Source organism: Roseomonas sp. HF4, from assembly GCF_005222755.1.
Classification (GTDB): domain Bacteria; phylum Pseudomonadota; class Alphaproteobacteria; order Acetobacterales; family Acetobacteraceae; genus Neoroseomonas.
This window is the reverse complement of record NZ_STGD01000037.1, coordinates 1-7,838: the sequence shown is the minus strand read 5'-3', so window position 1 is coordinate 7,838 and position 7,838 is coordinate 1. Positions and strand designations below refer to the sequence as shown.

Here is a 7,838-nt window from a genome sequence, read left to right as displayed (position 1 = left end):
CAGCATCGGCCACCGTCTTGCCCTGGCCAACCAGAACCTCCGCCTGCCGCAGCTTCGCGACAATCTCCTCCGGCGTGTGCGCCTTCTTCCGTCCCATCCCACAACCTCCCATCGCTGCCACCGGACTACATCACCGGCGGACTACTTCTAGGGGCGCAGGTCAGGCGGCTCGTCACCGTGCAAGGGTTGGTGAACCGGCGTGCCGCGGAGGCCGGGCTCTGGGCGCGCGGGGAGTTCGTCGCCAGTCGGCATGTCGCGCCCGTCGCGCCCCCCTTGGAGGGTGCCGAGGCCGCGAAGCTCGGCGGCTATGCCGCGGCGGCGGCAACGGCGGCGCCCGCTCTGCAGGCGATGGCCGGTGTGCCTGTGTGGGTCGGCGTGGCGCTGGTACTCGCCATCGCGGCTGTTGCCGTTGCCGTCCTGCTGCGGCGGGAACGCACGGCGTGATCGCGGCGGTCCGGGCAAGGGTGCAGGGGTGGTTGGCGGTCGCGGCGGCCGCACTGGCGGCGCTGGGCGCCGCGGATCTGGCGGGGCGCCGCGACGGTCGCGACGCCCGCCGTGCAGAGGCCGCGCGCCAAGCGCAGATAACAAGGAGGGCGGCGGATGCGGCAGCTCGTGAGGCTGAGCGCGCTGGTGCTGCTGAGCGGCTGCGGCGCAGGGATTTCTGATCGACCCTGTCCGCGGGTGACGGAGTTCCGCGCGGAGTTGCAGCAGCAGGCAGCGGCGGAACTCGCGATCGCGCCGGCGCTAGCGCGAATGATGGACGCGATGGCAGCAGATCGCGCGTTCAATAGGGCGATATGTCGCTGAGCATCATCGCGTCGACCGTCGACCTCGCCACGGCGCCGCTGGCGGTGCAGGTCGTGAAGTGGCAGCTGCCGTGACTGGATTCGCTTACCCAGGGCCACGGAACTAACTGTGCTCTCGCCCCAGGGCATCTCGCAGCCTGATGCCCAGCGCAGTCCGCGAGGTTGTACCAGTGCGGCATCATGTCATCAGGCGCTTGCGCCAGTGCGGCTTCAGCACCTCCAGGATGATGATGGCCAAAAGGCCTGCCGCGACCGTCACTGCCAGATCGTCGACATGCAGCGGGCCGAAGCGGAACATTCGCTGGGCGAAGGGGACGAGCAACGTGATCCCGAGCATCACGGTCACGATCAGCATCACCCAGTGCAGCGCCGCGTTGCGTCGGCGGAACGCGGTGATGATCGAGGCGCTGAAGGATCGATTCACGAAGATCAAGCTGACGATGCCAAGCACAAGGGCGACGAAGGTCAGCGATCTGGCCTCCTGCTCCGGCATGCCGCGATCCAGCGCGAATACGAAGATGCCAGCCGTCAGCGCCAGCACGACCATGCCCTGCACCACGCTCCAGCCGAGCAGCGAGGCGGAGAACAGCGGCGCCGCAGGGTCACGCGGCGGGCGCTGCATGATGCCCTCTTCCTCCGTCTCGGCCTCGAAGACCAGGGTGCAGACAGGGTCGATCACCATCTCCAGGAAGGCGATGTGCATCGGCCAGAGGAGGATCGGCAGCCCGAAGATCAGCGGCAGAAGTGCCATTCCCGCGATGGGCACATGGATCGCGATGATGAACCCCATCGACTTGCGCAGATTATCGAAGACGCGCCGGCCCAGGCGCACGGCCGCGACGATCGAGCCGAAATCATCATCCAGCAGTACGAGCGACGACGCCTCACGCGCCACGTCAGTGCCGCGCCCGCCCATAGCGATGCCGATATGCGCGGCCTTGAGCGACGGCGCGTCGTTCACCCCATCGCCGGTCATCGCGACGATCTCGCCATCCGCCTTCAGCGCGGCCACGATGCGCAGCTTCTGCTCCGGCATGATGCGCGCGAACACCGTGGTGCTGCGCGCCTGCTCCGCCAGCGTCGCGTCGTCCATGGCGGAGAGCGCCTCGCCGGTCACGATGGCCTCGGCGTCCAGCCCCGCCTGGCACGCGATGGCGGCGGCGGTGGCAGGGTAGTCGCCGGTGATCATCACGACGCGGATGCCGGCCGTGCGGCATTCGGCCACCGCCTCGACCACCCCTGGCCGAAGCGGGTCCGCCAGCCCCACCAGACCGAGCAGACGGAAGTCGAAGTCGTCCTGTGTCTCTGGCCATGCCTCACCGCGGTGCGCGGCGCGGGCCACGGCGAGCACGCGCATGCCCTTCACCGCCAGAGCTTCGGTCTTTGCGGTCAGATCTGCGCGCGTCGCGGCATCCAGGTGACACAACGCGGCGATGGCCTCGGGGGCGCCCTTGGCGGCGACGATCGCCTCGCCCCCCTCCGTTCCGGATCGCCAGACATTGGTCATCGCCAGCAGATCGGGGCGGAGGCCATAGGTGCGGCGGAGATCGGATGAGGCAGGCAGGCCGGCGCCAGAGACGCCCTCGGCAACCGCGTGGAAGGCCTTCTCCATCGGGTCGAAGGGCTGCGGCGCGCTCGCCAGCCGGCCGGTCTCGGCCAATGGGCGAAATGGCTCTGGCACAGCGCCATCCTGGGGCCTGAAGCCTGTTCCGTCCGGCAGGCACAACTCGGCCACAGTCATGCGGTTCTGCGTCAGCGTGCCCGTCTTGTCCGTGCAGAGTACCGTGGCGGAACCGAGCGTCTCGATCGCTGCCGCACGGCGCGTCAGCACCCGTGCCTTGGAGATGCGCCAAGCGCCCATCGCCATGAAGACGGTCAGCACGACGGGCAGTTCCTCCGGCAGCATGGACATGCCAATCGCAATGCCGGCCAGCAGCGCGTCCAGCCACCCGCCGCGCAGGCTGCCGTAGAGCACCACGGCCAGCACGCTGACGACGCCACCGAAGATGGCGCAGAGCTTCACCAGCCGGCGCATCTGCGCCTGCAAGCGTGGTGGCTCGGTCTCCAGCGTGCTCAGCGACTGGCCGATCCGGCCGATCTCGCTGCGCGGGCCGGTCGCCGTCACCTCCGCGATGCCGCTGCCGCGCACCACCAGCGAGCCGGAGAAGACATGCGGCAGATCATCGCCGCCTGGGCGTGCTGGGGGCGATGCCGCGCTCGCCACCTTCCGCACCGGCACCGACTCCCCCGTGAGCAGGGATTCATCGGTCTGGACGTCATTTGCCTCGATGAGCCTGGCGTCGGCCGGCACGCGGTCGCCTTCGGCCAGAACGACCAAGTCTCCACGCACGACCTCGCGGCCTGCGATGCGCCTTCGCTCGCCGCCGCGGATCACCAGCGCGCGCGGGCTGGTCAGGTCGCGCAGCGCCTCAAGCACGCGCTCGGTCCGGCTTTCCTGGACGACCGTGATCACGATGGAGAACAGCGCGAAGGCGAGCAGGATCAGCGCCTCCTCCGGGCTGCCGAGGAGGAGGTAGAGCACGCCACCGCCCAGCAGCAGCGCCAGCATCGGCTCGCGCAGCACCTCGAGCACGATCCGGAACGGCGTTCGCCGGCCTGTGCGCGCCAACTCGTTCGGGCCATCGGCCTTCAGGCGGGCTGCAACTTCGCGCTCACTCAGGCCGAGGCCAGGCTCCTTGGCTGCTATTGCATCCACCATGCTGGTCGTCTCCCGGGACAGCCTGCGTCGAATGCCCGCACACTCGAGGACCGCGGGTTCGTAGGGCGTCGAGCACAAACAGCGACGACTGACCGCGCCGCTCCCGAACTATGTAGTATCGGGCACCGAATGGCGGTTGCGCAGACCGGGCACGTCTCAGCGTAGGCCGAGAAACCCCAGTATGAAGAGCACAATCACAACTGCGCCGACGATGTAGACGATATTGTTCATAAGCGCTCCTCCATTAATTGCATCATCGGTCCGCCGCGACGAAAGGGTTGCCGCCGATTCTCTCGAAAATTGGTGCCGGAACCCCGATCGTGATGAGAAGGGGAGGAGCCGTTAGGCGGTTTCGGATCCTCCAAAGAAATAATCGACCATCGCCACGCGCGGGCCATTGATCCAACTCAACCGGGTCCGGGTCGTATGGTGCAATCTTGTGACGCCGGTCGCGCTTTCCGGGGCGTCGGCCAAGTGGTGCCGCGCGCACGCTGGCCGATGCCAGCGCCGCAACGCGGCTTCTGCCTTGCCATCGCTTGTCCACCGCCTCACGATCGCGCTGCTCACCCGGCAAGTCCGCGTGCTACCGCACCGGCGCCCGTGAGGCCCAGGACACGCAATGGCCGAAGCCGAGCAACCCAACGATAGATCTGTAGACTGCGGCGAGTGCATGCGCTCCAGGCTCAGGCTGCTCCTCATCGCAGTCGCCCTCGCCTCGGGCGCCTTTCTGGCGTGGCAGGCGGCAGGCACGCTGCTGATGATCTTCGGCGGCTTGCTCCTCGCCGCCCTCCTCGACGCAGCAACCCGCGGGCTTCAGCACCTTCTTCCCCTGGGTCGCGGCGTCTGCTTCGCAATCGTCTGCACGCTGTCGATAAGCGTGATCCTGATGGGCATCGCCTGGGGCGGATACACGATCGTCCAACAATGGGACGAGTTGCATGACGTCCTTACCAACCAGTTGAAGAACATAGGGGACCGGCTCGCGGATATGGGGGTACAGACGCCCGGTCCGCGCGGACGGCGCATCACTGACGAGCAGATCGCCAGCATCCTCCTTCCGGACCCGGCAGGCCTTTTTGGTCAGGCGCGCTCCGCACTCGGCACCGCGGGCGATTTCCTCCTCACGCTCTTCATCGGCTTTTTTGTCGGCCTTAATCCCGCCGCCTATCGACGCGGCCTCGAGAGCCTGTTGCCGCTCAACCGGCGCCACTTTGTGCTCGACGTTGTCGACCACATGGCGGAGAGGCTGCGGTGGTGGCTCGTCGGCCAGGTGGTCACTGTGCTCGTGGTCGCCCTGTCGATTGCGCTAGTGCTGATGGCGCTGGGCACGCCGGGCGCCCTCGTTCTCGGCTTGCTGGCGGGCTTCCTCAACTTCATCCCATACCTCGGGGCCTTTATCGGCGTCGTCCCGATCGCGATCGCCGCCTCCTCGCAGGGGAGCGCGATGGTCGTCTGGGTGATGGCGATCTATCTGTCGATCCAGATCATCGAGGGCTACGTACTCACCCCGCTCATTCAGCGACGCACGGTCCATATCCAGCCGGCGCATGCACTCGGCATGCAGATGCTGATGGGAACACTGTTCGGCGCTGTAGGAATAGCGCTTGCGGCTCCCCTTCAGGCGGCGCTCCGCGTTGCGATCATGCGCGCCTCGGCGGGTGATGCGGACCAGGTCTGACGATCACTGTGACGAGCGGGTGGCTGACCGTCGAGGCTACCTACCCGCGTTTCTGCCCGCGAAGAATCCGCTGATCAGCGAGATGGCAAGCAGCTCCATCGGCGACACGTCTCGTCCCACCCGCAGTGCCGCGATCAGCGCCATCTGATCCTGCGGCGTGCCGGGCTTGGTCAGGGACTGTAGGAGTGCCTCAAGCGTCTCGGGGGCAGGCGATGCCGTAGGATGGGGGCTCGACGACCTGGCATGCCAGCGTGCGAGCGTGACGCCAGCGATGACCGCAACCACGCCGTAGACAGTGGAAATCACGGTCGCCGCGAAGACAGGTCCCTCCGACGCGCTGAGATGCGTGTAGGCGGCAAATGTGCCGAACCCCAGGCTGACCGCCGCGAACAGCGCCACCACCTCCGCGCCGATCGCGCCGATCAGGAAATCGCGCGGCTCCCAATCCGCCGCTGCGGCCAGAAAGCGATACAGCCCGCGGAACATGGCTGGTCAGTGCCGCGAGCGGCTCATCATGCCGAGCGCCATTCCGACACCGAACGAAATCAGCACGGCCGTCAGTGGGTGGCGTTCAATGCTGGCCTCGATCTCCCCGCCAGCCGCGCTTACGCGCGACTTCACGTCGGCGGCCGTGCTGGCGAACTTGGCCTTTGCATCGCCGACGGCATCTGAGAGGGTCTGGGCGGCTCCCTGCGCCTGGCTCTGCAGCAATGCGCTAATGGATTCCGACAGACTGGCAACATCCTGCCGGAGCGCGGCCAGATCCGCCGTGATGTCTTCGGTCGTGCCTGCGGAACTCTTGGTCATGGAAACCTCCCACCATTCAGGATGCCAAAGCGGCGATCACGCCATGCTGATACCGGCATGGCGTGATCGTTCACTCGGGATGTATGCGCGTGATCTTCGACCCGTTGATCGAGAGCGAGGCCATCAGCCCCTGCTGACTGAAGCTGATCGCATAGACCGGCTCGCTCAGCGTCGTTGAGGTGATGTTCGCCTGCAGGCCCTGATCGACCGCAACGACCGTTGGGCCGGTACCGATCTCCCAGCCACTCGCCGCATCGAGCGCGGCGCGCGCTGCGTCCGTCATGAAGAACATGGCGAGACCGGCGACCTGTGCGCCGATCGTGAAGCCGAACGACGCGCCGGCGATGTTGTAATAGCCGAGCGTGCGTTCACCCGCGATCAGCGCGCCCTGGCCGTACTGGCCGCCGACGATGAAGCCGCCACTGAGGATGCGCGGGAAGATGAGGATGGATTTGGCCCCGGCGAAGAGCGGGCGCGTATTGTCCTGCGCGCGCAATGTGCGCAGCGCGTTCGCGACCTCGCCGTCAATCTCGGCACGCGTCGCGGCCTGGGCCGCGCGCGGCGCAACGGCGAGCAGGGTGGGCGCGATAGCGATCGCAGCACCCAACGGAAGCAGGTGCCGGCGGGTGGTCTTAGACATGTCGTCCTCCTGGCAAGATGGCGCGATGCGCCATTCGATCGGCAGGGCGGAGCCCTGCCATCCTTTCCGACAACGCGCAGGGAGTGTGGGTGTTTCGCATTCACGCGAACTCCCGAGATCGAAACCGGTAGGCTGACTCGAGGCCCGATACCATGAGGCAGATCAAGCTTCGCGGTTGCCTCGGGATCGTCGCACCTTGCTATCCGAAGCGGCACTGGCCGTGGGCGCCCGAGCGGCAACGTTAACGGAGTTGCGCTGCGGATCTGTCGGTCCACTCGCAATTGGTAGACCGACCCAAACGACGTTGTGCCGCAAAGCAGTGCAGCAGACCGATCGGACCGCGCCGCGTGGGCCAGCCTTCGGCTTTGTCCTTCAGCCTCTAGACGTATCAGCGAAAGCCGAGAAATCCCAGAATGAAGAGCACAATCACAACGGCGCCGACGATGTAGACGATGTTGTTCATGATCAATCCTCCTGTGCTGGCGTGGAGCGGCCTTCGCCCTAGACGACTCATCGCCCGGTCGGCTGGAGGTCGGAGCGGTCGCCGCCCGCCGCGAGAAATACCCAGGAATCGAACAGCGGCCCCACGTAGTCTGGATCAACGCTCGACCATCTCCACGTCTGTGACGTTGATCCAACGCAACCCGATGGAGCGGCGCCAACCCGACGCGCCGTGCTCTATCGCGCTCCGAATGACTCTGACGACGTGAAACCGAGGCAGTCTTGACCAGCCCCCATCGAGTGATCCAGGCGGAATTTTAGTGGGCCATCGCAGCCGTGCCTGCTCCTGAGCCGATCTGCGACCTGGCCATGGGCACCGTCTCTGGAGCGGGCGGGCGGTACCCAAGCGCCGAGTGTGGCCGGACCCGATTGTAGTGCCGGCGCCATTCCTCGATCAGCACCTGCGCTTCCCGCAGCGTATTGAACACCTCGCCGTTCAGCAGCTGGACACCTCCAGAAACCCCTCGCCCTGAAGCCGTTCGGCTGATTCACTGACGCGGATTGGCGCGGGGGATGGCGATGGTTCGGCAGCCGGGGTTCTTCGACGTGGAGGAACGGCTGCGGGAGTTGTCGGCCAAGGGCGATGACCTCGAGCGGATCGGGGCGCTGGTGGATTTTGCCATGTTCCGCGCCGAGCTGGAGCGGGCGGTGCCGCGGGCGGACGGCACGAAGGGCGGCCGGCCGGCC

Annotated in this window: 7 protein-coding genes and 1 pseudogene; 3 read left to right on the top strand and 5 right to left on the bottom strand. The window is 66.7% G+C overall.

The features are described from left to right. Window positions 1-189 precede the first annotated feature (189 nt). Window positions 190-444 (top strand): hypothetical protein, encoded by a 255-nt coding sequence (locus tag E8M80_RS26405; RefSeq protein WP_206035756.1) that lies wholly within the window; start codon window positions 190-192, stop codon window positions 442-444. Between the two features lie 156 nt (window positions 445-600). Then, on the top strand, window positions 601-807 hold the full coding sequence (locus tag E8M80_RS25455; RefSeq protein WP_137128531.1) for a hypothetical protein: 207 nt from the start codon (window positions 601-603) through the stop codon (window positions 805-807). A gap of 177 nt (window positions 808-984) precedes the next feature. On the opposite strand, the gene E8M80_RS25450 is transcribed toward E8M80_RS25455, so the two are convergent. Then, on the bottom strand, window positions 985-3,525 hold the full coding sequence (locus tag E8M80_RS25450) for a cation-translocating P-type ATPase (RefSeq protein ID WP_137128530.1): 2,541 nt from the start codon (window positions 3,523-3,525) through the stop codon (window positions 985-987). Window positions 3,526-4,195: 670 nt separating this feature from the next. Here E8M80_RS25450 and E8M80_RS25445 point away from each other — a divergent pair. Continuing rightward, window positions 4,196-5,203 (top strand): AI-2E family transporter, encoded by a 1,008-nt coding sequence (locus E8M80_RS25445; protein WP_206035755.1) that lies wholly within the window; start codon window positions 4,196-4,198, stop codon window positions 5,201-5,203. Between the two features lie 36 nt (window positions 5,204-5,239). Here the strand turns inward: E8M80_RS25445 and E8M80_RS25440 are convergent, their stop codons facing one another. From E8M80_RS25440 to E8M80_RS25425, 4 genes and pseudogenes are all read right to left on the bottom strand, one after another. Beyond that, window positions 5,240-5,689, bottom strand: coding sequence for a hypothetical protein (locus E8M80_RS25440; RefSeq protein ID WP_137128528.1), 450 nt, complete (start codon window positions 5,687-5,689; stop codon window positions 5,240-5,242). Window positions 5,690-5,695: 6 nt separating this feature from the next. After that, window positions 5,696-6,010, bottom strand: a complete 315-nt coding sequence (locus E8M80_RS25435) for a YqjD family protein (protein WP_137128527.1) — start codon at window positions 6,008-6,010, stop codon at window positions 5,696-5,698. 70 nt (window positions 6,011-6,080) lie between these two features. Further along, a complete protein-coding gene (locus tag E8M80_RS25430) occupies window positions 6,081-6,650 on the bottom strand; it encodes a YSC84-related protein (protein WP_137128526.1) in 570 nt (189 codons plus the stop codon). A gap of 758 nt (window positions 6,651-7,408) precedes the next feature. Next, window positions 7,409-7,597, bottom strand: a pseudogene (locus E8M80_RS25425) (integrase core domain-containing protein); the annotation flags it as partial. Window positions 7,598-7,838 lie beyond the last annotated feature (241 nt).

Bases quoted from the DNA above. Each gene is read 5' to 3' on its own strand.
- E8M80_RS25455 (WP_137128531.1), top strand. From the start codon at position 601: ATGCGGCAGCTCGTGAGGCTGAGCGCGCTGGTGCTGCTGAGCGGCTGC.
- E8M80_RS25450 (WP_137128530.1), bottom strand. From the start codon at position 3,525: ATGGTGGATGCAATAGCAGCCAAGGAGCCTGGCCTCGGCCTGAGTGAG.
- E8M80_RS25445 (WP_206035755.1), top strand. From the start codon at position 4,196: ATGCGCTCCAGGCTCAGGCTGCTCCTCATCGCAGTCGCCCTCGCCTCG.
- E8M80_RS25440 (WP_137128528.1), bottom strand. From the start codon at position 5,689: ATGTTCCGCGGGCTGTATCGCTTTCTGGCCGCAGCGGCGGATTGGGAG.
- E8M80_RS25435 (WP_137128527.1), bottom strand. From the start codon at position 6,010: ATGACCAAGAGTTCCGCAGGCACGACCGAAGACATCACGGCGGATCTG.
- E8M80_RS25430 (WP_137128526.1), bottom strand. From the start codon at position 6,650: ATGTCTAAGACCACCCGCCGGCACCTGCTTCCGTTGGGTGCTGCGATC.